This is a genomic window from Neobacillus sp. S1115 (genome assembly GCF_055385565.1).
Genome location: NZ_AP038275.1, coordinates 4,184,906 through 4,208,709, shown reverse-complemented (window position 1 = coordinate 4,208,709; position 23,804 = coordinate 4,184,906). Strand labels below are relative to the sequence as shown.

Annotated in this window: 27 protein-coding genes; 21 read left to right on the top strand and 6 right to left on the bottom strand. The window is 40.2% G+C overall.

Going from position 1 to position 23,804, the window contains the following annotated elements:
- The first annotated feature begins 59 nt into the window (after positions 1-59).
- The gene (locus ACZ5B7_RS20370; protein ID WP_464490798.1) at positions 60-632 is read left to right on the top strand and encodes a YkoP family protein; all 573 of its coding nucleotides are present in this window, start codon (positions 60-62) and stop codon (positions 630-632) included.
- 106 nt (positions 633-738) lie between these two features.
- Positions 739-1,098, top strand: a complete 360-nt coding sequence (locus ACZ5B7_RS20365; RefSeq protein ID WP_464490797.1) for a hypothetical protein — start codon at positions 739-741, stop codon at positions 1,096-1,098.
- A gap of 39 nt (positions 1,099-1,137) precedes the next feature.
- On the opposite strand, the gene ACZ5B7_RS20360 is transcribed toward ACZ5B7_RS20365, so the two are convergent.
- Positions 1,138-2,019, bottom strand: coding sequence for a VanW family protein (locus ACZ5B7_RS20360; RefSeq protein WP_464490796.1), 882 nt, complete (start codon positions 2,017-2,019; stop codon positions 1,138-1,140).
- 171 nt (positions 2,020-2,190) lie between these two features.
- On the opposite strand from ACZ5B7_RS20360, the gene ACZ5B7_RS20355 reads away from it, so the two are divergent.
- The 18 genes from ACZ5B7_RS20355 (at position 2,191) to ACZ5B7_RS20270 (ending at position 18,855) form a co-directional block, all read left to right on the top strand.
- Complete coding sequence (locus ACZ5B7_RS20355; protein ID WP_423798756.1) at positions 2,191-2,727, top strand: helix-turn-helix domain-containing protein; 537 nt, start codon at positions 2,191-2,193, stop codon at positions 2,725-2,727.
- 134 nt (positions 2,728-2,861) lie between these two features.
- Positions 2,862-3,056 carry a hypothetical protein gene (locus tag ACZ5B7_RS20350; RefSeq protein ID WP_213120614.1) on the top strand — a complete coding sequence of 65 codons (195 nt, stop codon included), beginning with the start codon at positions 2,862-2,864 and terminating at the stop codon, positions 3,054-3,056.
- Positions 3,057-3,299: 243 nt separating this feature from the next.
- The gene (locus ACZ5B7_RS20345) at positions 3,300-4,052 is read left to right on the top strand and encodes an SDR family NAD(P)-dependent oxidoreductase (protein ID WP_464490795.1); all 753 of its coding nucleotides are present in this window, start codon (positions 3,300-3,302) and stop codon (positions 4,050-4,052) included.
- Positions 4,053-4,130: 78 nt separating this feature from the next.
- Complete coding sequence (locus tag ACZ5B7_RS20340; RefSeq protein ID WP_464490794.1) at positions 4,131-5,744, top strand: long-chain-fatty-acid--CoA ligase; 1,614 nt, start codon at positions 4,131-4,133, stop codon at positions 5,742-5,744.
- 109 nt (positions 5,745-5,853) lie between these two features.
- Positions 5,854-6,423: a TetR/AcrR family transcriptional regulator gene (locus ACZ5B7_RS20335; protein WP_464490793.1), complete on the top strand. Its 570-nt coding sequence runs from the start codon at positions 5,854-5,856 to the stop codon at positions 6,421-6,423.
- Between the two features lie 185 nt (positions 6,424-6,608).
- Positions 6,609-7,010, top strand: coding sequence for an acyl-CoA thioesterase (locus tag ACZ5B7_RS20330; protein ID WP_464490792.1), 402 nt, complete (start codon positions 6,609-6,611; stop codon positions 7,008-7,010).
- Positions 7,011-7,065: 55 nt separating this feature from the next.
- Entirely contained in the window at positions 7,066-8,142 is a 1,077-nt protein-coding gene (locus ACZ5B7_RS20325) for a phosphotransferase family protein (protein WP_464490791.1), read from the top strand.
- 17 nt (positions 8,143-8,159) lie between these two features.
- On the top strand, positions 8,160-8,900 hold the full coding sequence (locus tag ACZ5B7_RS20320) for a 2-phosphosulfolactate phosphatase (RefSeq protein ID WP_464490790.1): 741 nt from the start codon (positions 8,160-8,162) through the stop codon (positions 8,898-8,900).
- A gap of 30 nt (positions 8,901-8,930) precedes the next feature.
- A complete protein-coding gene (locus tag ACZ5B7_RS20315) occupies positions 8,931-9,701 on the top strand; it encodes an SDR family NAD(P)-dependent oxidoreductase (protein ID WP_213145253.1) in 771 nt (256 codons plus the stop codon).
- Between the two features lie 42 nt (positions 9,702-9,743).
- A complete protein-coding gene (locus tag ACZ5B7_RS20310) occupies positions 9,744-10,526 on the top strand; it encodes an enoyl-CoA hydratase/isomerase family protein (RefSeq protein ID WP_213145254.1) in 783 nt (260 codons plus the stop codon).
- Between the two features lie 175 nt (positions 10,527-10,701).
- A complete protein-coding gene (locus tag ACZ5B7_RS20305) occupies positions 10,702-11,397 on the top strand; it encodes a winged helix-turn-helix domain-containing protein (RefSeq protein ID WP_213145255.1) in 696 nt (231 codons plus the stop codon).
- The gene (locus ACZ5B7_RS20300; protein ID WP_213145256.1) at positions 11,375-12,799 is read left to right on the top strand and encodes a sensor histidine kinase; all 1,425 of its coding nucleotides are present in this window, start codon (positions 11,375-11,377) and stop codon (positions 12,797-12,799) included. The genes ACZ5B7_RS20305 and ACZ5B7_RS20300 overlap by 23 nt, the downstream gene beginning before the upstream one ends.
- Positions 12,800-13,022: 223 nt before the next feature.
- Positions 13,023-14,237 carry a S1C family serine protease gene (locus ACZ5B7_RS20295; RefSeq protein WP_378583624.1) on the top strand — a complete coding sequence of 405 codons (1,215 nt, stop codon included), beginning with the start codon at positions 13,023-13,025 and terminating at the stop codon, positions 14,235-14,237.
- 42 nt (positions 14,238-14,279) lie between these two features.
- Positions 14,280-14,696, top strand: a complete 417-nt coding sequence (locus ACZ5B7_RS20290) for a hypothetical protein (RefSeq protein WP_464490789.1) — start codon at positions 14,280-14,282, stop codon at positions 14,694-14,696.
- Positions 14,697-14,841: 145 nt separating this feature from the next.
- Positions 14,842-16,167, top strand: coding sequence for a Na+/H+ antiporter NhaC family protein (locus ACZ5B7_RS20285; protein WP_464490788.1), 1,326 nt, complete (start codon positions 14,842-14,844; stop codon positions 16,165-16,167).
- Positions 16,168-16,277: 110 nt separating this feature from the next.
- Positions 16,278-16,865 (top strand): YitT family protein, encoded by a 588-nt coding sequence (locus ACZ5B7_RS20280; protein WP_423798743.1) that lies wholly within the window; start codon positions 16,278-16,280, stop codon positions 16,863-16,865.
- A gap of 96 nt (positions 16,866-16,961) precedes the next feature.
- Positions 16,962-17,639, top strand: coding sequence for a response regulator transcription factor (locus ACZ5B7_RS20275; protein ID WP_464490787.1), 678 nt, complete (start codon positions 16,962-16,964; stop codon positions 17,637-17,639).
- Positions 17,632-18,855, top strand: a complete 1,224-nt coding sequence (locus tag ACZ5B7_RS20270) for a sensor histidine kinase (protein ID WP_464490786.1) — start codon at positions 17,632-17,634, stop codon at positions 18,853-18,855. Before ACZ5B7_RS20275 ends, ACZ5B7_RS20270 begins: the two co-directional genes overlap by 8 nt.
- Positions 18,856-18,877: 22 nt before the next feature.
- On the opposite strand, the gene ACZ5B7_RS20265 is transcribed toward ACZ5B7_RS20270, so the two are convergent.
- The 4 genes from ACZ5B7_RS20265 to ACZ5B7_RS20250 are packed head-to-tail and all read right to left on the bottom strand — an operon-like array spanning position 18,878 to position 21,256.
- Positions 18,878-19,444: a ferric reductase-like transmembrane domain-containing protein gene (locus ACZ5B7_RS20265; RefSeq protein ID WP_464490785.1), complete on the bottom strand. Its 567-nt coding sequence runs from the start codon at positions 19,442-19,444 to the stop codon at positions 18,878-18,880.
- Positions 19,445-19,448: 4 nt separating this feature from the next.
- Positions 19,449-20,381 (bottom strand): FAD:protein FMN transferase, encoded by a 933-nt coding sequence (locus tag ACZ5B7_RS20260; RefSeq protein WP_464490784.1) that lies wholly within the window; start codon positions 20,379-20,381, stop codon positions 19,449-19,451.
- On the bottom strand, positions 20,356-20,604 hold the full coding sequence (locus ACZ5B7_RS20255; RefSeq protein ID WP_464490783.1) for a hypothetical protein: 249 nt from the start codon (positions 20,602-20,604) through the stop codon (positions 20,356-20,358). The genes ACZ5B7_RS20260 and ACZ5B7_RS20255 overlap by 26 nt, the downstream gene beginning before the upstream one ends.
- Positions 20,605-20,620: 16 nt before the next feature.
- On the bottom strand, positions 20,621-21,256 hold the full coding sequence (locus tag ACZ5B7_RS20250) for a copper amine oxidase N-terminal domain-containing protein (RefSeq protein WP_464490782.1): 636 nt from the start codon (positions 21,254-21,256) through the stop codon (positions 20,621-20,623).
- Positions 21,257-21,374: 118 nt separating this feature from the next.
- Between ACZ5B7_RS20250 and mug the strand changes: the two genes are divergently transcribed.
- Positions 21,375-21,881, top strand: a complete 507-nt coding sequence (mug, locus tag ACZ5B7_RS20245) for a G/U mismatch-specific DNA glycosylase (protein WP_464490781.1) — start codon at positions 21,375-21,377, stop codon at positions 21,879-21,881.
- A 30-nt stretch (positions 21,882-21,911) separates the two neighbouring features.
- Here the strand turns inward: mug and shc are convergent, their stop codons facing one another.
- The gene (gene shc, locus ACZ5B7_RS20240; protein ID WP_464494535.1) at positions 21,912-23,759 is read right to left on the bottom strand and encodes a squalene--hopene cyclase; all 1,848 of its coding nucleotides are present in this window, start codon (positions 23,757-23,759) and stop codon (positions 21,912-21,914) included.
- Positions 23,760-23,804: the final 45 nt, after the last annotated feature.

Here is a 23,804-nt window from a genome sequence, read left to right as displayed (position 1 = left end):
TTTCACAGGTTATTTATAAAATATAAACATGAGCCAGGGTAAGGAATGGAGTGAAGGCTATGGGGATACGAAGCACATTATTATGGATTTGGAAATTATTTGACCCACTTTTTTATCTTTTCTCCCGATTACATTATATAGGGGATGTGAATAATAAACCTTCTGTATTCAGGGTTAGGTTAACTAAATATAAGGGAAAAAAATATATTCTCTCTGACGGGACAAAAATTGATAAAAATGATCTGCTGTTAAAAATTCATTTACATAATGTCCGTATAATTACGGAAATAAGCAAGATTAAAAACGATTTAAAAAGAGCAAAACTTACGTATAGGCTCGTTTTACATTCCATGCCGGCACTAGCAAGTTATCTCAAGGAACATCCCGATGAGAAAAAAATAATAGGAATAATTGGCATTACATCTCTCAACCGCGGTGTTAAAGCTCTAGGATTTGAATGTTTTAGACCGAAAAGCCGTATTTACCGCTTTTTTAAGAAGCTTGGACAGTTGCCCATTTATTTTCTCTCCAATTCCTCTTTAAGAAATTTTCAAAAGTATCATCTAACGTATTTATTTTTGTCCAAGGAAACGCTTTATTCGAGATATGGGCAGGATTCTTCCGAGAAATAACAAATTATCTATGGATTCCTTCTCATACTCCTTTAAAAACTGTACAAATTAAGCAAATGGAAGGGTGTAAGACATTCTTCACATTTAGTGTTAAGGGGTGCAAAGCATGAAAAATCTAAGCAGAATGCCGTTTTTAAGAATGTTCAGGCCTAAAAGAAGGAATAATGGAGCCATGTGGGCATCTCTTATAGGAATCGGTGCAGTCGTTTATGGGATAACGAGAGGAAAACGAAACGATTTCGGCCTTCCTCTTAAAGATGCTGTTAAAAGCATGGCTCCCAATATGAATTTAGCAGGAATGAATAATGCAGTAAAAAACATGGCGCCAAACATGAACCTCGAAGGTATGAATAATGCCTTGAAAAATTTGGCGCCAAATATGAACCTCGATAGGATGGATAATGCAGCTTTAACTGAGTTCTCTGAAGAATTATTAAAGAGTGCCTTAAATAATGATCGTCACTAATATACAAACGAAGAGGCTGTCTTAAATGTCAGCCTCTTTTTAATAGCGGGGATTTGGAATTTTTCTTGGTATGTAATTGCTTGTTTCGGAAGTGAAAACCTTTATAATCAGCAAACCACCGAGTGTTCTTGCTCGAATTAAAACAGGCTGGCTGTATTTATTTTTAAAAACAAAATCAGGTCCATACCAACTAACCGTAGCATCTCTGCCGGGTGGAATATATGGAACTTTACGGCTGTGGGAAAAACGCTCCACAATTTCAAGTCCAGCGTTATCGACAGCATTAAAAAGCGTCGAAGAAACCTGGCAAATTCCGCCTCCGATATCTTCTGTATATTCTCCTCTGACAATTACCTTTGCTGTTAAGTAGCCCTTGGCTTTTGTCCGTTTTCCGACCACCTTGTTAAATGAAAAGGTCTCACCTGGAAAGACAACATAATTATTAATAGCTTGGGCAGCTAATTTAATATTTGTGGTTCGGTTTTTATTAGACGAATTAAATGAAGTTACATAACGGCCAATTCTTACTGTACTGATCTCATTTAGAAGTTCACTGTCTACCTTTGGGTAAACGGTGACCATCGGAATTTCCAATCTGTTCGGGGTATTGTTATAAAAATAAGTATAAAACCGCTCCGTAAAGGCTTGGCGATGGATTTGAAAGCCTACCTTTTCGGGTATGATATTTCCATTATGGTCAAGACTTGCATTTTCAGGCTGATCGGAAACCTTTTTATCCAGTTGGTCTAAAAATTGGTCATATTTTTTAGTATTAATGATTGGTAAATCTGTATAGGGGGAGAAAAAGTCCACCCGGCTAATCTTTGCTATGGTGCTGTCGTCCTTTGTAATTGTCAAATAATCAAGCTGAGAGACAGATTGAACAGCCAGCCAAAAGCTAAGAACCCACGATAATCCCATATTACAAAACCTCCTCATTATAATATGAGTTGAAATTTTATCTTTCATGTAGCTAAAAAAGGAATTCTTTACAGGCATTTAAAAAAAAATGGGGAATAAGGGTTTACAAAATTAATAAAATATAATATTATCATTATTGATAATGATAATAAGATTTAGGAGTAATTATTTATGAAGGATTCCAAAGTTGATGTTATATTACACCCGGTCAGAATGAGAATCATTCAACAATTAATTAACCAAGAGCTGACGGCGCAGCAATTAAAAGAATTGCTTCCTGACATTCCGCAAGCATCTCTTTATCGAAATATAAAAAAATTGGCGGATGCAGAAGTGATTCAAGTTGTTGCAGAAGTGCCGATCCGCGGGACGGTTGAGAAGGTTTATTCCATTCATCAAACAGGAATGGCGGTTAGCCCAGAAGAAATGAATAACATGTCTAAGGACGAACATATGGGCTTCTTTATCAAATTTTTGGCTAATTTGATGGGGGAATATGAGCGCTATTTAAACCAGGAAAACATTGATTTAATTGCTGATGGAGTAAGCTTTCGGCAGGGGACTTTTTATTTAAATGATGAAGAATTTAGGGAATTTATCAAGCAACTTACAGCTGTATATGCGAACATATCACAAAATAAGCCTGAGAAAGGAAGAAGAAGTAGGAATATAGCGAATATTTTCATACCTGGAGAGAAAATGGAGTAATGGGGACTAGGTCACTAGTCTCTTTTTTATAGAAAAAATGAAAAAATTGTAGAAATATGCTATATTAGCATTAGATAACAAAAGAATAGGAGAATGCTAGCAAACTGCTAACATAAGAAACGGGAGTGTCTGTTTTGGAGCAAAATGACAGAATTCAATTGAATGTAAGAATTTCGAAGGACACCGCGGCGAAACTTGATGAGATTGTCGAGTATTACCAGCAAGGATTAAAGCTTGGTAGAATCTATAAGGGTGATGTTCTGACAGATATTATTGAAAAATCGTATGAAGTGATGAACAAACAGAAAAAAATGCAAAAAAGATTTTAATATGGAGGGGCTGTCAAATGGGACAGCCTCTTTCCTTTTCGATGCGAAAATTGTAAAAATTTATTAGAATATTTAGAAAAGAATTTGAATTATTACTTTGCGAATAGTATAATTATAGTTATTACATACCAACCGGTTAGTATAAGAATCGCGAACAATTTTTATGCGGGCATCTAAGATGATAATGTAAGCGTGTTCAAACTAACTAAATCTAAATTTGAGAAAAGTGAGGTTTGATAGTTTATGAGATTTTTAGGTAAAACAGCCATTGTAACCGGCGGAGGAAGCGGGATTGGGCGCGCAGCGGCCATCCGATTTGCACAGGAAGGGGCAGCGGTAGCAGTAGCGGACGTTGATTCCCTTGGTGGTGAGGAAACGGTCAGCATCATAGAAAACGCAGGAGGAAAAGCAATCTTCGTAAAAACAGATGTTGCAGACTCCAACCAAATAAAAGAATTGATCAGTACAACAACGAATACCTTCGGCTCTTTAAATATCATGTTCAACAACGCTGGAATTGGCAATTCAGAGGTGAAAAGTACGGATTTATCAGAAGATGAATGGGACAAAGTCGTTGATATTAATTTAAAAGGAGTTTTCCTTGGCATTAAGTACGCGGTTCCTGAGCTAATAAAAGCAGGCGGAGGGGCAATTGTTAACACGGCAAGTCTATTGGGATTAAAAGGGCAAAAGTACATGTCAGCCTATAATGCATCTAAAGGCGGAGTGGTGATTTTGACGAAAAACGCCGCACTTGAATATGGAAAAAAGAATATCCGTGTAAATGCGATTGCACCTGGTGTCATTGATACTAAAATCATTGAAAACTGGAGACAAAGCGAGTGGAAATGGCCGATCATCTCAAAGGCAAATGCCCTTGGCCGAATTGGCAATCCTGAAGAGGTAGCAAATGCCGTATTATTTTTGGCATCAGATGAAGCCTCTTTTATAACAGGTACAACACTTTCAGTTGATGGCGGAGGTCTGACGTTCTAATTGAAAACGAGGAACTGCTGCAGCTAGACAAGAACGAAAGAGAACTGTGATCTATAAATATCAATCGGAGGTATATCGATGAGTTATCAAAAAGCATGGCTAGCAAATTATCCTGAGTCTATTGCAAAGAGGATTGAAATTCCTAATATACCGTTAGGTCAGATTTTAAAAGAAACTACAGAAAAGTTTCCGGAAAATAATGCTCTATCATTCTATGGAAGAAAAATAAGTTATAAAGAGCTATCCTCCCTAGCGTTTGCATTTACGTCTGCCATCCAGCAAAACCAAGTCCAAAAAGGCGACCGGGTTGCTATCATGCTGCCAAACTGTCCGCAATATGTGGTTGCCTATTATGGCATCCTAAATGCCGGCGGCATTATCACACAGGTCAACCCGATGTCTGTTGAAAGAGAACTCATTCATATTCTAAACGATTCCGGTGCGGAAACGATGGTTGTTCTTGACGCCCTCTACCCAAGGGTGAAAAGCGTGCAGGCGCAAACTCCATTAAAAAATATTATTGTTGTCAGCCTGCAGCCTTCTGGACAGGATTTTGCTCCGGACCGAAGCTTTGAAAGCTTCCTTAAGGAGGGCAATGGAACCGTGGTTCCGGTAGAATTTGAACCTGAACACGATGTTGCTGTTCTTCAGTATACAGGCGGGACAACAGGCCGTTCCAAAGGCGCTATGCTGACACACCGCAATATTTTGGCTAACGTACTTCAATGCCAGGAATTTTTCAAACATGAAATGGAATTTGGCAAAGAGAAGTGCTTAACGGTCATCCCTCTTTTTCATGTGTTTGGGATGACTTCATGTATGAATCTTTCAATCTATACAGGCGCTGAGTCCATAATGCTTCCTCGTTTTGACCTAGAGGAGGTGTTGAATACAATCAAAACAGAACAGCCAACGACCTTCCCTGGTGTTCCAACCATGTACGTTGCTCTAACTAACCATCCGAAGGCAGAAGAGTATGGCTTAAATTGTATTCGGACATGTAATAGCGGAAGCGCGCCAATGCCTGTTGAATTACTTCGTGAGTTTGAAGGTAAAACAGGAGCGCAAATTTTGGAAGGCTATGGATTATCGGAAGCATCACCGACAACACACTGCAACCCGCCATTTGCTGCGAGAAAAACGGGCAGCGTCGGTATTGGAGTACCTTCAACAGAATATAAAATTGTCGACTTGTCAACAGGTACCGAAGAAGTGCCGACAGGCGAGCTAGGAGAAGTAATTATTAAAGGGCCGCAGGTTATGAAAGGATACTGGAACATGCCGGAGGAAACGGCCAATACCTTAAAGGATGGCTGGTTGTATACAGGCGATATTGCCAAAGTGGATGAAGATGGCTATTTATATATTGTTGACCGGAAAAAAGACATGATCATCGCAGGAGGATTCAATATTTATCCTCGTGATATCGAAGAGGTTTTGTATGAGCATCCTTCTGTCCAAGAGGCTGTTGTCATCGGGGTGCCGGACCCTTACAGAGGAGAAACAGTAAAGGCGTATGTCGTCTTAAAAGCTGGAAAAACAGCAACAGAGGATGAGATTATTCAATATTGCAGAGAGAATCTTGCAGCCTATAAGGCGCCGCGCAATGTGGAATTCCGTGAACAGCTGCCAAAAACCGGAGTTGGAAAAATCCTTCGCCGCAGCTTGAGAGAAGAAGCTTTAAAACAGTAGGGCACACTTATGAAAATTTTTAAAAAGTTCACGCAATCAATATTATAGAAGAGATAAAGTTTATGGTATAATCTCGAATAGATATTTACATGATTGTGAGGATATTAAGGTGAAGGAAAAAATAACGGAACAAAGCATCCGCTTATTTGAAGAAAAAGGATTTAGTGAAACGTCCATTCAAGACATCGTCGATACACTAGGGGTGACAAAAGGAACCTTTTACTATTATTTTTCAAGTAAAGAAGAACTGCTTATGGATATCCATCTTGGATATATTAGCGAAATATTGAGCCGCCAAGAGCAAATCTTAGGGGATGAGTCAAAAAGCTTTAAGCAAAAATTATTTGACATTATTTTAATGTTAATTTCCGATATTAAGATTCGCGGCCGTGCGGCAAAAATCTTTTTTAGAGAAATGAAAAATTTAAGTCCGGAACATGCTGCATTAATTGTGCCGAAACGGGATCAATTCCGTTTAAATACTGAGGAGCTGATTCAAGCTGGAATGAAAAAAGGCGAATTTCGGTCAGATTTAAATGCATCCATTGTATCTTTTGCGATTCTGGGGATCGTCAACTGGAGTTATCAATGGTTTAACCCAAAAGGAGCTTATACGGACCAAGAGGTCAGCGAGATATTTGTCGATATGATTTTAAAGGGAATTCAATTACGCGGATAGAAATAAAAAGAGGGATATTAATGCCGATTATATCCCTCTTTTTAAGCCAATAACATACCAACCGGTTAGTATTGGTGAAAAACTCCAGAATTAATAGGTATAAATCAAAAGAATGGTGGCACTTCATTTATTTGGAAAGCTTGTTTTTCAAAACGAATGTAGAGACGGAGGTATAAAAGAAGAATATGCACGAAATACAGATAACTGTTCGTTTCGGCGAAACAGACGCATTAGGCCATATCAATAATACAAGTTATTTCATTTACCTTGAAGAAGCAAGGATTCGCTTTTTTGAAGCAATTGGCTACCAAGTTGATGCACGGGATTGGAATTTTATCCTAGCTTCTACGAAATGTGATTTTATAAGCCAAGGGTATTTCAATCAACAATTAATAATTAAAACAAGCGTCTCCAAAATTGGGTCGAAAAGCTTTCACCTAGACCATGAAATCATTTGTTCGCAAACTTGTAAACTGATTGCCCAAGGGAATGCGGTGATGGTCTGCTTTGATTTTGATAAACAACAAAGTGAGCCGCTGCCAGAAGTTTTATTAGATAAACTGAAAAGTCATCTGGTGTATTCATAGGGTTATCCACAATAATAAAAATCTGAATTTTTTGAATTGAAAGGAGGATGAAAACATGCCTTATCAAATGAATAAGGATACGATTCCTGTTCGTATAGGAGAGGAGTTAAATCTAGCTATTTTAGAAACGTTTTTGCGTGAGAATATTAAGTCATTGCCGAGTGCCCCGCTGGAAATTTTACAGTTTTCTGCAGGTGCCTCTAATTTAACCTATCAAATAAGGATGGGAGATTGGGAGGCAGTGTTAAGACGTCCTCCTCTTGGTCCGGTGGCACCAAAAGCACATGATATGGAACGGGAATTTAAGATTCTGACAGAATTAAATCCCATCTTCCCCGCCGCGCCTAAGCCATTTCTGTTCTCCGATAATCATGAGATTGTCGGCAGCCCATTTTTTGTCATGGAGCGAAAGCATGGTATTGTCTTGGACACTTCATTTCCTGCAGCAGTAAACGTGACACCTGAGCTTTGTAAACAGATTTCTGAACTAATGGTTGAAAACCTGGCGAAACTGCATGCTCTTCCCTACAAGGAAACAGGACTAATGCAAATAAGCAAGCCTGATGGCTTTATGGAGCGGCAAGTTCACGGCTGGATTGGCCGTTATGAACGGGCCAAAACGGATGAAATTTCCGAGGTGGAATCCCTTAAGAAGTGGCTTGTGAGCAATATTCCTAACCATTCAGAGGCAGCTGTGATTCATTATGATTACAAGCTGAATAATGCGATGTTAAATGATGATTTCACCGAGATGGTCGGTTTGTTTGATTGGGAAATGACTACCGTAGGTGACCCCCTTGCTGATTTGGGGGCTGCGATGAGTTACTGGAGTCTCCCTGAGGACCCGCCAAACATGAAAAAAGGGATGGGCAGAGATCCGGTTACCGCTGTCCACGAAGGTTTTTTCACAAGGAAGGAATTTATTGAGTGTTATGCCAGAAAAAGCGGCAGGGATGTCTCTAACTTGCATTTCTATTTGACGTTTGCTTATTTTAAACTCGCTGTCATCTGCCAGCAAATCTATTATCGGTATAAGAAAGGTCAAACAAGCGATACAAGATTTGCAACCCTAAACAATTATGTTAAGGGACTAATCCAGCATGCGACATTTACAGCCAATGAAAAGCTTTAGCAGGGGGATGGAACGAAATGGCCAAAATTCACCTTCTTGTGAAGAAGGAAGATATCAGTGAGGAAAAAATTTTAGAAGGAAATAAAGTGGCAGTTGTTTTAGACATTCTTTTAGCCACGACAACCATTGTATCAGCTTTAAAGGACGGAGCAAAGGAAGTTATACCTGTTCTTAACAGTTCCGAAGCTAGTGATTTAGCTGAAAATTTCATGCCCGGTACCTGCCTTCTAGCTGGTGAACTGGATGCGAAACCAATTGACGGCTTTTTATATCCCAGTCCAACCTTAATCAGGGAGAACGTCAAAGGTAAGACGCTCATTTTATCTACCACAAATGGAACAGTTGCTTTAAGAAAGGCTGCTTCCGCCAAGAAGGTTTATGTAGCCTCGATTTTAAATAATCCTGCGGTTGCCGAAACGCTGGCGAATGTTGAGGAAGAGCAAACCGTTCTTATCATTTGTTCCGGAAATTCCGGAGAGCTCAGCTTAGAAGACTTTTATGGTTCAGGGCATCTAATTGATTGTTTGGTAAAAGCAGGCCAACACGAGCTAACAGACGCAGCAAAGGCTGCCATGTATTTTTACCGCGGTCAGGAACATGCTGGGTATGAAATATTCGTAAACTCCTATGTTGGCAGGCTATTAGAAAAATATGATCAACATCCAGATTTGAAACTCGCGGTTTCTAAAGGGATTACATCTATCGTACCGATTATGAAAAATGGAAAGGTAGTAATCGAGACAGCTTGCACTGTCTAGAAAATTTAAGGAGATCAGGGGGGATAACGGATGAGGTTTTTAGATACCGTTGCGTTAGTGACCGGGGCCGGAAGCGGAATAGGAAAAGCCGCTGCCATTAGGCTTGCAAGTGAAGGGGCAAAGGTCATTTTGGTGGGCAGGACAAAAAGAAAATTGGAAGAAACGGCTGAAGAAATAAATCGCCAAAGTAAAATTCCAAGGGCTGAAATTTTTCCAGCGGATTGTACGGATGCCGAAGATGTCGAGGAGCTGGCAGAATATGTCCAGCAGCATTATGGTGATCTCCACATTCTTGTTAATAATGCAGGAGGGTCACGACACAACAAAATATTAGACATGTCGGAAGCAGATTGGGACTATGTTCAAAATGTGAATTTAAAGAGCGTATTCCTTGTCTCAAAAGCAATGGGGAAAATCATGATTGAGGGCGCACAGCGTTCCGAGCACAATCGTGCGATTGTCAATATTGCCTCATTATCGGGACACCAGGCTGGGGCGGAAATTCCTCACTATAGTGCAGCTAAAGCGGCAGTGATTAATTTTACAAGATCATTGGCGTTGGACTTTTCTAAATACGGAATCCGTGTGAACTCCGTTTCGCCAGGGTTTGTCGAGACCCCGTTAACCGAACGAGGCCTGCAAAATGAACGTTTTGTCCGTGCCATTGAAAAAAATACGGCAATGTCGAGAGTGGGAACTCCTGAGGAAATTGCAAGCGTCATAGCGTTTGCAGCATCCAGCGATGCCTCCTATATGACCGGTTCTGATTTACTAGTGGATGGCGGCTGGCTGATTAAATAATTTTAAAAACCATAAAATTTTTAAATGGAAAGGGAGATCATAATGGCGCAAGAACATTTATTAGTAGAAAAATTAGGACCTGTTTTATCACTGACCTTGAACCGCCCGGAAAGTCTCAATGCCTTTAGCCCGGAAATGATTTTAGGATTGAAGGATGCTCTCAGAAACGCGCAAAATGATGACGATATCCAAGCCATCGTGCTATCTGGATCCGGCCGTTCCTTCTGTGCCGGCGGTGACGTGAAAGGGATGGGACAGGGAAGGTCAGGCGTTCAAGTTTATGAACATATTGGCAAACTGAATGAGCTTATTTTATTAATGAAGGATGTTGAAAAGCCGATAATTGCCGCGGTTCACGGCTTTGCTGCGGGTGCAGGCTTTAATTTGGTTTTAGCTTGTGACCTAATAGTCGCAGCCGAGGACAGTAAATATGCGCTAAGCTTTTCCCAGGTTGGGCTGATTTCTGATGGAGGAGGTTCTTATTTCCTTCCTAGATTGGTTGGTCCGCATTTAGCCAAGCAATTCTTCTTTACAGCAGAGCCTATTCCGGCCGAACGTCTTTATCAATTAGGTGTCATCAATTATCTTGTTCCGGCTGAGAAGCTTCAAGAAGAAACAACTAAATTAGCTTTAAAATTAGCGAATGGTCCAGGATTGTCATATGGAAAACAGAAGAAACTGGTTGATAAATCGTTTACTTCATCGCTGGAAGAGATTCTTGAGCTAGAGCGTTTAACCCAAATGATTATGGTTGAATCAGAGGACCATAAAGAAGGAACTACAGCCTTTAAAGAAAAGAGAAAACCGGTATTTAGAGGCAAATAGGAGTTTATGAAGGAGGCCCCCTGAGTCCACTCAAGGCCTCTTTTTCTATGAGAATATTAACAGAATATGAACAATGTATTAATTAATAGGGAAGAATAATACTGAAGGTTTGCTATGTTTGCAAATTTGTTTACACTAATAGTATCAAGTTTCTAACTCTGGGAGTTGAGCATTAGTGAAAATATTAGTGATCGAGGATAATAAAAGTGTTTGTTCAATGATTGAAATGTTTTTTGCAAAAGAGGGGATTGAAGGAGTATTTGTCAATGACGGATTCGAGGGCTACAACCAATTCAAGAATGGCACATGGGATGCTTTGATTGTTGATTGGATGCTGCCCGGCATGGATGGGGTCACCATATGCCGAAAAATCAGAGAAGAAAAAAATACTGTCCCCATCATTATGCTAACAGCAAAGGACAGCGAGTCAGACCAGGTTCTTGGCCTTGAAATGGGAGCGGATGACTATGTAACGAAGCCGTTCAGCCCGCTGACCCTGATGGCCCGGATTAAGGCAGTAACCCGACGTGTTCAGGTCCAGGCACCAAAAGATAACGAAGGGGCATTGGAAACAGACCATTTTAAAATCAACAAAACAACTAGAGAAGTAATGGTTGACGGGACTCCGATAACCAATTTGACCCCCAAGGAGTTTGATTTGCTTTTCTATATGGCGGAGCATCCTCGCCAGGTTTTCTCACGGGAGCAGCTGCTTGAAAGGGTCTGGGGCTATCAGTTTTATGGAGATGAACGAACCGTTGATGTGCATATCAAAAGGTTGCGGAAAAAGGTGGAGACTTCGGAGCAGCCATTCTTCCATACTGTTTGGGGAGTAGGGTATAAGTTCGATGACGCGCTTAAAACAGACTAAGTTCCGTTACTTTTATCAACAGTTTAGCAGCCATATCAGCATTATTATTGTAGCGTTTTTACTATTAAGTTTATTATTTGCCCATTATCTTGAAAACCTTGTTTATAGGAACAAGGCGGATGAACTAATTTCCTATGGCAAAGCTATTTTGTCGGATATTAAAGAAAATCCGTATGCAACCGAAATCGTGCTTAATAAATATAGTTCTGTTTTACCAGCTCGTAAAATAAGCTTTAGTTTATTTGATCGGGATGGCAAATTGTATTTAGTTTCTAATCGAGGGCCAGAAATTAAATACCTGCCCCGGGAGGATTGGGAAAGCTTAAAAAAGGGTAAGACGATTATTGTTCAAAGCGATTATAAAAGATTTGACCAGGATGGCGTAACATTTGTCGTTTTACCCTATTTGGAAAATGGAAAATTCTATGGGGGAATTCTGCTCACCTCACCGATTAGCGGTTCCCTCGAAATGATTCAAGAAATTAATCAGATTTTATTGTATACTATTTTGATTGCTTTTGGTGTTTCTTTCCTTCAGAGCTGGTACTTATCAAGAATTCATGTGAAAAGGATTAGAAGGCTTCGGGAGGCAACCTCCCAAGTATCTAAAGGGGATTATAATGTTCATGTTCAATCCTCAAATTATGATGAAATCGGAGAATTAGCAAATGATTTTAATCACATGGTTGATAAAATCAATACCTCTATGGCCGAGATTGAAAGCTTGGAAAACCGCCGTCGTCAATTTATGGCCGATGTTTCTCATGAAATGAGGACACCGCTTACGACCATAAGCGGAGTGATTGAAGGGCTAAAAAACAATATGATTTCTGAAGAAGATAAAGAAAGAGGCATAAACCTAGTCAGCCAAGAGGCAAAAAGACTGATTCGTCTCGTCAATGAAAATCTTGATTTTGAAAAAATCCGTTCCAACCAGATACAGTTAATGAAGGAAGAAATTGAGCTTTTGGATGTTCTTGAGATAATACAGGAGCAATTAAGTCTTCAGGCGGAAGAAAAAAACAATCAAATCATTGTTGAGGCAGCACCGGAAGTTTACGTAAAAGCCGATTACGATCGGCTTATTCAAATCTTAATTAATATAACGAAAAATAGCATTCAATTTACAAGAGAGGGAACCATCTGGCTTCGCGGAAGGGAAGAGCCGGACAGCGTCATCATTGAAGTGGAGGATACCGGAATTGGGATTGATCCTGCTGAAGTAGAAAAAATCTGGCGCCGCTTTTATAAAGCTGATATTTCCAGAACCAGTAACCCTTATGGTGAGTTTGGTCTAGGACTTTCTATTGTGAAACAGCTAGTGCTTCTCCATAGTGGGGATATAAATGTTGTGAGTGAAAAAGGGAAAGGGACAAAATTTATTATTCGTTTTCCCAAATAACGTCGCGGGAAAATTGCTCCCGCGGCTTTTTTCATAATAATTTCTAAAAGCCGTTAAAGTTTGTTAATAATTTCTTAAAATTTGTCAGGTATAGTAAAGACAAGATAAGAAGTTAACATACTTAAAGGAGAAGATTACGATGGAATTCAGAGATCCGAATGAAATCAATCAAACTCAAAACGATTCGTATGAAGTGACAAGAATCCAGCCCGGAACAGAGCAGATGAGGACCGCTCCTCCTGTTAAAAGTAAACCCAAAAAAGGGTTTGTAAAAGGATTTGTTTCGACGGTAGCGGCAGGAGTGGTCGGATCTGCATTGACATTAGCAGTCCTGCCGCATACTGATTACTTCCAGAACTATTATCCTGCAGCGGCAAATCAAGACACAAGCAGTTCACAGGCAGCCAAGAGTACGGCTTCAACGGTTAGACCGGTGTCAACAAAGTCCACTTCAGATTCTGCTTCTATTGCTGATACAGTGGAGCAGGTTTCAAAGGCGATTGTCGGTATTGTCAATTACCAGCAGCAAAATGATCCGTTTTTCCGTAGTTCAAATTCATCCCAAAGTGTAGAATCTGGATCGGGCTCTGGGGTTCTTTTTCAAAAAAAGGGTGATTTTGCCTACATCGTTACCAATAACCATGTAGTAGAGGGTGCTTCGAAGCTGGAGGTTTCCTTATACAATGGTGAAAAAACGACAGCAGAAGTTGTCGGCACAGATGCCTTGACTGACCTTGCAGTTTTAAAAATTGATGCTAAAAATGTTACGACAACAGTTCAATTTGGCGATTCATCAACCCTTCGTCCCGGCGATCAGGTTTACGCAATCGGAAATCCATTGGGGCTAGAGCTTTCCAGGACAGTAACCCAGGGAATTGTCAGTGCCACAAATAGAAGCATTCCCGTTTCGACATCAGCAGGGAACTGGGAAACCAATGTCATCCAGACAGATGCAGCGATTAATCCAGGAAACAGCGGAGGGGCGCTAATCAATTCTCAGGGGCTTGTCGTTGGCATTAATAGCATGAAAATTTCCGAAAATGGTGTGGAAGGTCTGGGATTTGCCATCCCAAGCAATGATGTTATTCCAATCGTTAATCAACTAATCCAAAACGGAAAAATTGTGCGTCCCTATTTAGGGGTTGGACTGGCAGACTTAAATCAAGTTTCGCAAATGTATTGGCAAAGTCTTCCTGAAAATATCACCAAAGGGGTTTTGGTCATGAATATTGACCCGAATTCCGCCGCCGCCAAAGCAGGCTTCGAGCCAAAGGACGTGATTGTTTCTATGAACGGAACAGCAATTGCTAATTCATCGGATTTAAGAAAATATCTATACTCTAAGGTTAAAGTTGGCGATGAGATTAAATTTGAAATCTATCGTGATGGAAAACAAAAAACATTAACTGCCAAGTTGACGAATAATAATAGCGAATAGATTTAGAAAAGATAAAACCATTAACTTCAAATTTGGGGTGATATGGTGAACCGAATTGGAAAATATGCAACAAGCGATTTTGTGGATGATATTGAGCTGCTGGCTATGCTTTTTGAACTCCCTGAGAAGGATAAAATGCTAATGTGGTCTGAAGGCTATATTGACCTTGTGATTGAAAAATTACCTGTATATGCCCGTGACATTTTGGAGAAAAGGATCGAAAAGTGGGAGGATACAAAAGCTTATTTTGAAATTCAGCTGAATGAAATTAAACAAGACCAAGAGTTTTTAGCAAAATTAAAGGGCGAACGGAAGGAGTTCGCTCTTTTTGTCATGAAACGGTATCCAGAGTTTCAATCACTGTTGTTTTTGTTATATGATGGAAACCTTAAAGAAAGGGATTTAAGGAAGTTTGTTTATCGGCGAAGAACTAATTCAGGTAAAAAGTATCTCCATTAAAAGCTTTCTATTGTAGTCACTGTCAACACCCATGCAAATGTTAGAGCCATTAGGAATAGCGGCTCTTTTTCTTATTTTTCCATCTTTTCGAAAGGCGAAACATCTCATATAATGGGTATGTTCCTATTAAAAAGGTGGTCTCCTAATGAATTTTACTTTTTCCTTAAGACAAATACTAATTGTTCTTTTAATAACCTTAATTGGTGTGATAACGTCTGTCTTTTTACATCTTCCGCTTGTAATTGGCTTTCTTCCGGGATTTCTTATTCTATTTCAACTTTCTGCTAAAAAAGGGATTCCTTATAAGGGTATTTTAAAAATTTGCTGGAGTGGTATAAATAAAACAAAAATCGTCATTCTGATTCTATTCTTAGTAGGATTTTTATTACCCTCATGGTATCTGTCCGGGACGATTGACCAAATGGTTCAAGTTGCACTTGGGTTGATTAGCCCGGAGCATTTTTTTCTTCTGACGTTTATTGCTGCGTTAACAATGTCGATGCTGCTCGGTACAACCGTTGGAACATTAAGTGCCATTGGAGTTCCTATTCTTGGAACAGCAATGGTTCTGCATCTTCCGGTGGCGGCGGCTGCCGGGGCTTTGGTTTCTGGAGCGTTTGTCGGGGACAGGACATCCCCATTTTCGAGTTCTCATCAGCTGGTTTCACATACAGTCGAAATACCGGTTAAAAAGCAGGGGAAAGCAATGTTTCTAACTACCATCCTCGCGATTTTTCTTTGCTTAATCTTTTATAGTGTTCTAGACCATTATTTTTCAGCCAAGACAGTTGTCTATTCTTTGCATTTGGAATGGAGCAAGCTATCGTTGACTAAATTTATCCCGCCATTGGTCTTAATACTTTTTGTGATTTTTCGAATGAGTATCATTTATGCCTTTCTTTCTAGCATTCTATCGGCATCCATTCTAGCTGTTCTTGGTGGCAATGCTTTTGGCAAAATTATCAATGCCTTATGGTACGGAATCGATGGTTTGGGCGGCGGGTTCATTCATATGTATGAATTGCTGCTATTTTTGGCACTCGCAGGGGCTTATAATGGATTAATAGAGGAATTGAATGTCATTCAGCCTTATTTGGATAAATGGCTGCAGTCATCAAGCTCCTTAACGAGTGACACCTTTAAAGTCCTGACAGCCACTTTGATTATCAGTTTAATTGCCGCTAATCAAACGCTGCCGATTATTTTGACTGGACGGGCGTTCCTGCCGCATTGGTCAAATCGTTATGGGAAGGAAGAATTGGCTAGAGTATTGGGCGATTCGACAATGCTGTTTCCAGGAATGGTTCCATGGAGTGTATTGGCCATTATGTGCAGTACCATTGTCGGGATTTCGTTAGTGGATTATTTGCCGTATGCCTTATTTTTATGGATTTTGCCATTTATAACATTAGGAATTTCTCGTCTAAAACAACTGCTCAAAAATAATAAAAAGCGAACCGCTGCTGCGTAAACAGGATCCATTTCTCGGTTCCTGTTTTTTTGCAATCTGAATCCCTATGAATGAAGTCCATTTTTATAACATATAAGTGGTAATAAAGAACTTGGACAAGGGATGACGAGATGCTGAAAAAATGGGTCATAATTGGCTTTGGAACGTCGATGATTGGAATTGGCATTAACGGGTTTATCCTCCCCTTCCACCTAATAAATGGCGGGTTTTTTGGGATTAGTCTGTTGGCCAATTATCTTTGGGACTTAAACCCGGGAATTATATTTATTCTATTGAATATCCCAGTTTACTTGTTTGCGATTAAATATGAACCAAACCTTTTTATCGATGGCTTAATAGGTGCTATTGTTTCAGGGGTAATGATTCAATTTTGGCTGCCGCTCGGCGGTGTCTTTCATATGCCTATCTTAAGTAGTATCATAATTGGTGCCATTATAATCGGGATCGGTGTTGGCGTGATGTTAAGAAATCATATCAGTCCCGGCGGAATCGACTTGCTTGCGCTGATTATTTCCAAATGGTCCAAGGTGAATGTAGGGTTGGTTGCCTTAACCATCGATGGAATGATTATTATTTCAGGTCTGCTGCTACTAAAGGATCCAAAATTCTTGTATTCATTAGTCATTGTTACGATTATCGGATTGTTGATCAGCATTATTACCTCGATTGGCAGGATAGAAATTTCAAAAATTAAATAAGCAATGATGACGATGTTCACTATTTATTCACTCATTTTTCAGAATTGATTGCTATGATAATAGTAAAAGGAAATTTTTTGAAACGGAGTGTTTAAGGTGAATATTTTACTGGCGGAAGATGATGTCCGGCTGGGAAAAATAATGACACACTTGTTAAAAAAAGAATTTCATCTTGTCGATTGGGTGACCAGTGGCAAAGAGGCATATGACAATGCCCGCATCTATAACTATGATGTTATTATTCTGGACTGGATGCTGCCCGGGGAAAGTGGGCTTTCAGTCTGCAAACGGCTGCGCGAGAAGGAGATCCAAAGTGGCATTTTATTTGTTACGGCTAAAGATGCCAATGAAGACATCATCACAGGTTTAGATTCAGGAGCGGACGATTACATTATAAAACCATTTGAGTTTAATGAGCTTTCGGCACGGATTCGGGCAATTTGCCGCCGGAAGGAGAAACCTGTTGAAGAATTGATCGCGATCAATGATTTCTCCTTGAATCTGAATACCCATGAATGTAAAAGAAATGGGTTTATAATTGATTTAACGAAAAAGGAATATCAACTATTGGAATTGTTGATGCGAAACGCAAATCAAGTTTTGACAAGAGAAATTCTGTTCGACAAGCTTTGGGGCTATGATGCTGAAGTTTCGGATAATGCGCTTGATGCCCTAGTGAAATTGGTGCGCAAAAAGGTTGATATTCCTGGAAAGCCTTCCTTAATTCAAAATGTCCGCGGAATCGGCTATAAGGTGAGAAATACCAATGTTTAATCAAGTGAAAAGGCGTTTAACGGTTGTTTATACCTTATCGCTGGTCAGTTTGCTTGTTTTGTTTATTGGAATCCTCTACCTCCTTATTTCGCATGAAATCAATGCAAAGGAAGAAGAGCAGCTAATGGGGTATTTTGACAAAGAAAAGTCTGATTTCCTCGAGGACCTTTACGAGAGCGAACACCATGGAATAGAGTATAATCCGAACCGAACGATATTTTATTATGTACTTAACCACCAGAAAGAGTTTGTGTATGGGGAGGAAAACATTCGGGGATTCTATCAATGGGTGGGAAATATCCCAATTACAAATGCTGACAAAGCGGAAAGGATTCAATGGGAAGACAAGCATTTACTTGTCGAGATACATCCTCTTGGTTCTAATGGCTTTGTCGTTCTAGGAATGGATATTACATCAGAAAAACACTTGATTCAAAAAATCACATGGACGTTGATTGCGTTAACGGTATTTTTTAGTTTGATTTTTGCCTATTTAGGTTATTATTTTGCTGGACAAGCGATGAAGCCTATTAAAACAGCTTATCACAAACAGGAAAAGTTTGTTTCCGATGCCTCACATGAACTAAGAACTCCATTAAGTATTTTTTACAGTTCGATTGACCTGTTAAACCGCGAAGAGAGTCAGAATATGAGTCCACTTGGAATAGAAGTCCTTCATGATTTACAAACTGAAGCCCAATTAATGAATAGACTGGTCAATGATTTACTCCTACTGGCCAGAAGTGATAAGAAACAATTAACCATGGAGATGAAAGAGGTTAATTTATCGGAATTGTTAACTTCCATATACAAGCGGTTCTTACGGAAGAAACCAGCCAATATCATATTTGCGCAAAAAATTGAACCTGAGATTTTTCTAGTTTGCGATGAAACAAGGATACAGGAATTGGTTTATATATTGTTGGATAATGCATTCAAGTATACAAATGAAGGGACAGTAAAGCTTACATTAACATTAAAATCTGCTGAAAAAATTATTACTGTTGAAGATTCAGGGTGCGGCATTGCGCTAGAAACTCTTCCTTTTATATTTGACCGTTTTTACCGGACAGATGCCACAAGAGCAAAAGGAGGCTCCGGTTTAGGTCTATCAATTGCCAAGTCGATTGTGGAGGCCCACGGTGGAAAAATATCCGTGCAAAGCATGCTGGGTAAAGGCAGTGTTTTTACGGTCACAATAAAAAACAAAAATTAAAACGGCAGGATTGGCTGCCGTTTTAATTTTTCAGTTTGCCTTGCTTAGCCTCAGACCCATGCATGATGGTTTCGATATATTTTAGGATTGATAGAACAAAAATGAGAGAAATACTGCCGGCGTATAAAACCAATGCCCACCGCTCTGTTGAATCTGTTCCAATCAATAGCCCGTGCAGAACCATTAGCACCCATGCCGGAAAAACTGCAAGATGGAGTTTTTTCCAATTTTTTATCCCTAATTTTTTTATGAAAAAATCTGAAGAAATCATCACAATGAAAAATAGATAAAATGATAATGTGCCAAGAGCAGAATATATAGGTTGATTGTTTGCAAGTAAAGGGACAAAAAGTTCTGGAATGGAATAAGGAACATATTGATCGCGCCAAATTAACATGAGATGAAAAATAATCGTCAACAAACCATACCAGCCGCTGATTTGATGTAGGGAAAGAAGATAGGCTTTCTTTTTCTTGATTACCGTAAAGGAACTGACCAACCCTATTGCAACGGAAATGGTCATGAAAAAATAGGCCAAAAAACCAGAGCTGCGAATCAATGTCCAAATCGAAATATAGTCGTTTATCAAGTTATCACCTTCCTTTAAAGGTAGTAATCGTTTCATCTTCATGAACGAGAAGCACTGAATAGTGGGGGTTAATACCCGCTAATGCCTCCATTAATGTGCTATCTTTTTCCATAAAGCAAAGCTTAGCCATTACCTCTGCGTCCTGGCAGTTTTCTGTAATGACAGTTGCTTGAAGGATTTCTGATTTAACTGGCAGACCTGTTTTCCCGTTTAATAGGTGGTGTTTTATCTCCTTCTCCTGTACCCAACTGCGATAGACGATATTAGAGGTAGCAATGCTTCCGTTTTTTAATGGAATGTTAGCCATTTCTTGCTTTTCTTCAAAAGGGTGGGCTACACCGATTTTCCATTCCTTCTTTCCATCGGACCAGCATGTAATATCGCCGCCGCCGTCAACAATCCCTGACTTGGCCCCACCGATATTTTTTAGCCATCGTGCTGCAGCTTCAACGGCATAGCCTTTACCAATACCTCCTAAATCTATTTGATTTTCACTGTGTTTTTTTATCGTAAAGGTCTCAAAGTTGAAAACATATGACGTGTGTTCTTCAGTACAATTGACGGGCACTTCGTTCCCAACTTTCAAACTAGACTGGAATGGAAAGGAGTTTGTATAGCCGTGGTATTGCATCTGGGCAAGTAAATAGGGTGAGAAGTATCCTTTCGTCTTCTTGCGATATTGTTCTGCCTGATAGAGTACGTCAAAGAGCGGAGGGGAGACCTTAGCGGTTTCTCCCGGCACCAACCTATTTAATAATCCGAGTTCATTGTTGGGATTAAAACGAGACCATTCCTTTTCAACATACCGAATCCATCCGGTCATAATCTCCTTCCAATTTGAAATGTGAGTATTGGAGATGGCAATATAAAATGACGTGTTCATTGCCTCTAGGACCAAAAAATCAAAATCATCATGATCTTCGGGTTTGGCGGTCACTTTGTCTTACACCTCCCGAGACAGATTCTCCGTTTATGACAAAGTTAGACCAATCAAGTTTGGCATATTCTCTTTCTTCCTTGCTCATTGATTTTGTTAGAGACAGGTCATTCACAATAGACCCCTCATTTCCCGGATTTGTCCCAATTTGTGTGATGACAAAAGCTGTAAAAGCGGTTCCAGTTACGCCTAGCAGCCATTTTGATTTCGTTGTTTTTGCCATTTTCCTCACCTTTCCTTTATAGTGGTTTTAAACTAAATGCTGATTTTGTTTCATCCCACGAGACGCGAAAGCCCAGCCCGTTTGCTGCTACTGAGATTGGAAGGAATACGGAATTTTCCATATAGACAGCTTTTGTCGGCATTGGAGTTTTCAGTTTATTTTCATAGATTGCATTCGAGCCTGCTCGAACAATTAATTCCTTATCACCCTTTGTGAGGATACAAATTCTACTCTTAGGGTAAAAAACTGCTTCTGCTCCCACAGTATCAGCAAATGCCTTTGCTGAAATAAGCAGTTGCCCATTCTGTGGAATGACATAAAGGCGAGATTCCTGATTACCATTGTTGACTGCCATTTCGGATGGAGTATCTACTGGTAAAACGTTATTGGCAGTAGTTCGCGGTTCCCGTGTCCAAATATTCCAAAATTCTTGTGATTGGGCTTGCGTGATGGGACTTTGGACTTGATTTTCCCACCCCTCGAAGTCGTCATCATGATCTTCCATTTCAGAGTCCTCTTCATCATCTTCATCGTAAGACTGAAAATACTCACGCTTCCCATCATCGTCATCATCCGCTATAACAGCAGTTGTTCCAATTGAGAAAATCACAAATAAGCTGGCAAGTATGGTAAATAATTTTTTCTGTTTCATCGTCCATCGGACACCTCCATTTATCTTATTAACTGAAGTTTAGCCCCTTTGTCTGAAAGGAATCTGAAAAGACTATGCTAAAATAAAAAAGTTCAGTTTATAAGAAAGGGCTATGATCATGAAACCAGTTAGAGATCGAATAAAGGAAAATTTAGCTGTTTTATTCGTGGGCTATAATCCCGGGGTCCGCTCAAGTGAAACAGGCCATCATTTTGCAGGTCCAAGCAACCGTTTTTGGAAAATCCTTCATGAAGCAGGGTTGACACCAAGAAAATTGGACCCATCGGAAGGTGATTTATTGCTGGAATTAGGAATGGGGATTACAAATATAGTGGCAAGGCCGACAAAAGCGGCCGCTGAAATCACGAAGGAAGAATTCAAAGAAGGCAGAGAAATTTTAAAACAAAAGATTGAAAGACTGAAGCCTCAAATTGTTTGTTATGTTGGAAAAGGCGTATATCTGGAATACAGCGGCCGGAAAACAGCCCCATGGGGGATACAGGAGGAGGCCATTGTGCCGGGGGCGGTTGACTTTGTTGCCCCGAACACAAGCGGGTTGGTCAGAATGAAGCTCGATGAGATGGTGGGGATTTATCGGGAGCTTGCCAGGTTAGTCGCAAAATAAAACGACGGCTCAAGGAGTCCGTCGATTTTATTATTGGTATTTTTTTTGATAGTGGGTTAGGGCGATTAGCGGGAAGATGTACCGGTAGCTGTGGTAATGGATATAGAAGGCTCCGCCCATTCCCTGTCCTTTTGGATATTCTGTTGTCCAGTCGTCTTTATCTAACGATTCTAATAGATAGGCAATCCCTTTTTGAATCACGGGAGTCGGTTTATCGGCAAGTGTAATCAAGGCATCAAGTGCCCATGCGGTATGGGTAAGGGTACTGGATCTGAGCGGAACGTAAGTCTTTTGGTAATCGCTGTGACAGGACTCTCCCCAGCCGCCATCCGGATTTTGAATATTTTTTAACCAGTCCGCTGCTTTTTGAATACGTTGGTCCCTTTCTGGTATGTCAACTGCCAGTAATCCGGTGATAGCTGCCCAGGTTCCGTACGTATAGCAAATTCCCCAGCGGCCATACCAGGAGCCGTCTCGCCTTTGGTCTTTCCAAAGCCAGTTGATGCCTTTTTTTATGACAGTATGGTTTTTGGGCAAATTTGTATAATTACCAAAGAACTCTAATGTTCTTCCAGTGAGATCGGCACATGTCGGGTCCTTTAGCAAAAACTCACCTTTTTCTAGCGGCAATAATTTCAACAAATTTGAATCGGCTTTTCTCTCAAAGGCTGGCCAGCCGCCGTCATCATTTTGCATCGACAAGGTCCAGCTGATTCCTCTTTCCCAAGCCGCTATTTCAGAGGAGGCAATTCTTGAAAGTGACCTAAGGGAGGCGGTCGTGTCATCCACATCGGGCAGGATTGTATTTATATTCGAAAAGCCCCAGCCTCCAGGTAAGCTGTTGGGATTATGAATCACCCAATCGCCAAATTTATGCTGCTGGCGAGTTAAAAGGTAACGATTTGCTTTTGCAACCATGGTGTCTTCCGGAGATAATCCAGCTGATTGCAAGGCAAAGCTTATTAAGGATGTATTCCAAACAGTTGCTGTTGTGTATTGCATATGCGGGAACCCGTTTATTTCACATTTCATGGACTTTAGTCCCTCAATCGCTTTGGTAATAATCGTGTCCGTTTTTTTATAGCCAAGTGAGAGCAGGGCAAAAATCATTAAGAAGGTACAGCTGTAGTAACTTAATAATGTTCCGTCCGGTTCAATCCTGTCCAGCATATATTTTTTTGCTCGTTCAAGCGCTAAACTTCTGAGCTCTTCCGGTATGCCAATTAAATTCTCCACTCCATCTTCAATCAAGGATAACAACGAGCGCCATTCATCCGAGCGAATCCATTGCTCGTCTGCTTCCCGCTGGATGTGCAGGTCGGTTAAGTCGGGAGCATTTTTAGCTTTTATCGATAACTTCTTGGAGGCAAGAATCATTATTGGTGTCAAATTAGCCCGCCCAAACACAGAAAAGGAATAGAAATTGATCGGGAAGTTAGTCGGCAAAAGAATAACTTCAATCGGCAGTGGTGAAAACGAAGGCCACCTGTATTGGCCAGTTAGGGCTAGCATGATTTTCGTATACGTACTAACCTCTTTTAGACCGCCATGGGCTAAAATAAATTTCTTTGCCGCCTGTAAATTCTTGTCTTCTTTTGAGTAATATCCGGAGAAAAGGAGGGCATAGTACGCCTCCAGTGTAGATGATACATTTCCATTTCCCTCATCATAAAAAAGCTTCCAAGCCCCGTTTTTTTCCTGCTTACTTAAAATCCGCCTGCAAAGACCTTCGATTAATTCTTCATCATGTATCTCCAATGTGCGTAATAAAATGATGGTATAAGCATCTGTTGAAATTCCTGTATCAAAAGGATAATCCCAGGAGCCGTCGGGAGATTGGTCTTTTCTAAGCCTGTCAATAAACCAATCGATACCCATTTGTATATCCACCAGCAGGTCACTCCTTTCTTAGGCAAAACTCCT

Bases quoted from the DNA above. Each gene is read 5' to 3' on its own strand.
- ACZ5B7_RS20370 (WP_464490798.1), top strand. From the start codon at position 60: ATGGGGATACGAAGCACATTATTATGGATTTGGAAATTATTTGACCCA.
- ACZ5B7_RS20365 (WP_464490797.1), top strand. From the start codon at position 739: ATGAAAAATCTAAGCAGAATGCCGTTTTTAAGAATGTTCAGGCCTAAA.
- ACZ5B7_RS20360 (WP_464490796.1), bottom strand. From the start codon at position 2,019: ATGGGATTATCGTGGGTTCTTAGCTTTTGGCTGGCTGTTCAATCTGTC.
- ACZ5B7_RS20355 (WP_423798756.1), top strand. From the start codon at position 2,191: ATGAAGGATTCCAAAGTTGATGTTATATTACACCCGGTCAGAATGAGA.
- ACZ5B7_RS20345 (WP_464490795.1), top strand. From the start codon at position 3,300: ATGAGATTTTTAGGTAAAACAGCCATTGTAACCGGCGGAGGAAGCGGG.
- ACZ5B7_RS20340 (WP_464490794.1), top strand. From the start codon at position 4,131: ATGAGTTATCAAAAAGCATGGCTAGCAAATTATCCTGAGTCTATTGCA.
- ACZ5B7_RS20330 (WP_464490792.1), top strand. From the start codon at position 6,609: ATGCACGAAATACAGATAACTGTTCGTTTCGGCGAAACAGACGCATTA.
- ACZ5B7_RS20325 (WP_464490791.1), top strand. From the start codon at position 7,066: ATGCCTTATCAAATGAATAAGGATACGATTCCTGTTCGTATAGGAGAG.
- ACZ5B7_RS20320 (WP_464490790.1), top strand. From the start codon at position 8,160: ATGGCCAAAATTCACCTTCTTGTGAAGAAGGAAGATATCAGTGAGGAA.
- ACZ5B7_RS20315 (WP_213145253.1), top strand. From the start codon at position 8,931: ATGAGGTTTTTAGATACCGTTGCGTTAGTGACCGGGGCCGGAAGCGGA.
- ACZ5B7_RS20310 (WP_213145254.1), top strand. From the start codon at position 9,744: ATGGCGCAAGAACATTTATTAGTAGAAAAATTAGGACCTGTTTTATCA.
- ACZ5B7_RS20300 (WP_213145256.1), top strand. From the start codon at position 11,375: ATGACGCGCTTAAAACAGACTAAGTTCCGTTACTTTTATCAACAGTTT.
- ACZ5B7_RS20295 (WP_378583624.1), top strand. From the start codon at position 13,023: ATGAGGACCGCTCCTCCTGTTAAAAGTAAACCCAAAAAAGGGTTTGTA.
- ACZ5B7_RS20290 (WP_464490789.1), top strand. From the start codon at position 14,280: ATGGTGAACCGAATTGGAAAATATGCAACAAGCGATTTTGTGGATGAT.
- ACZ5B7_RS20285 (WP_464490788.1), top strand. From the start codon at position 14,842: ATGAATTTTACTTTTTCCTTAAGACAAATACTAATTGTTCTTTTAATA.
- ACZ5B7_RS20280 (WP_423798743.1), top strand. From the start codon at position 16,278: ATGCTGAAAAAATGGGTCATAATTGGCTTTGGAACGTCGATGATTGGA.
- ACZ5B7_RS20270 (WP_464490786.1), top strand. From the start codon at position 17,632: ATGTTTAATCAAGTGAAAAGGCGTTTAACGGTTGTTTATACCTTATCG.
- ACZ5B7_RS20255 (WP_464490783.1), bottom strand. From the start codon at position 20,604: ATGGCAAAAACAACGAAATCAAAATGGCTGCTAGGCGTAACTGGAACC.
- ACZ5B7_RS20250 (WP_464490782.1), bottom strand. From the start codon at position 21,256: ATGAAACAGAAAAAATTATTTACCATACTTGCCAGCTTATTTGTGATT.
- mug (WP_464490781.1), top strand. From the start codon at position 21,375: ATGAAACCAGTTAGAGATCGAATAAAGGAAAATTTAGCTGTTTTATTC.
- shc (WP_464494535.1), bottom strand. From the start codon at position 23,759: ATGGGTATCGATTGGTTTATTGACAGGCTTAGAAAAGACCAATCTCCC.